This is a genomic window from Flavobacterium sp. ASV13 (assembly GCF_000745775.1).
Lineage (GTDB): Bacteria > Bacteroidota > Bacteroidia > Flavobacteriales > Flavobacteriaceae > Flavobacterium.
Genome location: NZ_JQJY01000021.1, coordinates 1 through 1,546 on the forward strand (window position 1 = coordinate 1; position 1,546 = coordinate 1,546).

The following is a 1,546-nucleotide window of genomic DNA, read 5'->3' on the forward strand; positions in this document are numbered from 1 at the left end:
CTTCTTCAAAAACTACAGCGATGTTGTCCGGAGTCTTATCAACTTGCTCTTCAAATAAATCGATGATGGTTTTATCTTTCGGATAATCAACTTTGCTATCGTTAAAGTCTACTAATAACTGTTGTTTCTCTGCTTGGGTTAAATAATCAATAAGGTGTATTGCAGTTTGGCTCTTTGAGATAAAAAAATGCGTAATAGCCTCAAAATGAACCTTCATTTTTCCTATAGATTCAATATCAAAAATATTGGAATCAAACCTGAATTCAATCTCCAAAGAAGATTCTGAAGGTTTTACAGTAATAGCAAAACCATAATTTAATTCATCAAAGACATTTATGTTTTCAATATTAATCTTATTATCTGTCTCTAAAGTATCTGCAACAGCATAATTTTCAAAAATGACTAAATTGTTAATAAGTTCCATTCCTAAAGAACTTTGAGATTGAACTTCCGCCAAACTCACATAATGAAAATCGCTGCTTTCAATTGCTTCTGCATGTAATTTCTGCAAAAAGTCTTTAACTGTAGCTGATTCGTCATATTTTAACCTTACAGGAATAGTATTTGAAAAAAGCCCCACCATGTTTTCAACACCTGCTAAATCAGCAGGTCGGCCAGATACTACTGATCCAAACACAACGTCTTTAGAATTGTTGTATCTAGATAGTAAATACCCCCAAACCCCTTGTATAAAAGTATTCTTGGTAATGCCAAAATCATTGCAGGTTTCTTTTATTTTTTCAAATAGTTCCTCTTCTAGATAAATGCTTTCGCTTTTAAAATTAGCACTTTGGCCTTGAGTTCTTTTTCTGTTTTTAAAAGTAAGCTCAGTAGCGGTTTCAAAACCATCCAAATACCTTTTCCAATACGCCAAAGAAGTTTGCTTATTTACTTTAGACAACCATTTGATATAATTAGCATACTTAACAGGTTTCTCAAGACTGATAGGTTGTTTCTTATCTAAATCATTTAGGATACTTGAAAAATCGTTAATCAAAATACTCATACACCATCCATCCATTACAATATGATGATGACTCCAGATAAATTCATAGTTGTCATAACCTAAATCCAATACTTGCAAACGCATTTGCGTTGGCTTATTCAGATCAAAACCTCTAGATATGTCTTCTTGTTTTATTTTTGCTAAAGAAACTGGGTCGGTTTCGTCTCTGTTTAAGATTTTATGGTTAAAATCAACAAGAGCTTCCTTATGAACAATCTGCAATCTTGCATTATGATCGTTACTGAAGCTGGTTCTTAAAATATCATATCTGTTGACTAGTTCTTGATATGCCTTTCTTACATTATCAATATTTAGGTTTTCAGCACGCAAAGTATAGCAAGTTTGCATAAAATACAGACTGCTTGACTCCTCTACCAACCAATGGTAATATAATCCTTGCTGCAAAGGAGACAATTCATAAACATCTTCTATTGTATCGTCATTGTTTATCCTGAATAAATCTTCTATACTCAAACCTTTAAAAGTCAGGTCTGATGGGGTTAATCGATTTTCTTTTCTTTGGGATAGTTCTTTTATTAA

1 protein-coding gene is annotated in these 1,546 nt (G+C 32.4%); it reads right to left on the reverse strand.

Annotated elements, in window-relative coordinates; translation table 11 throughout:
• Positions 1-1,546: condensation domain-containing protein (locus tag GQ47_RS20585; protein ID WP_035652556.1), on the reverse strand; the 1,546-nt coding region annotated here is incomplete at both ends.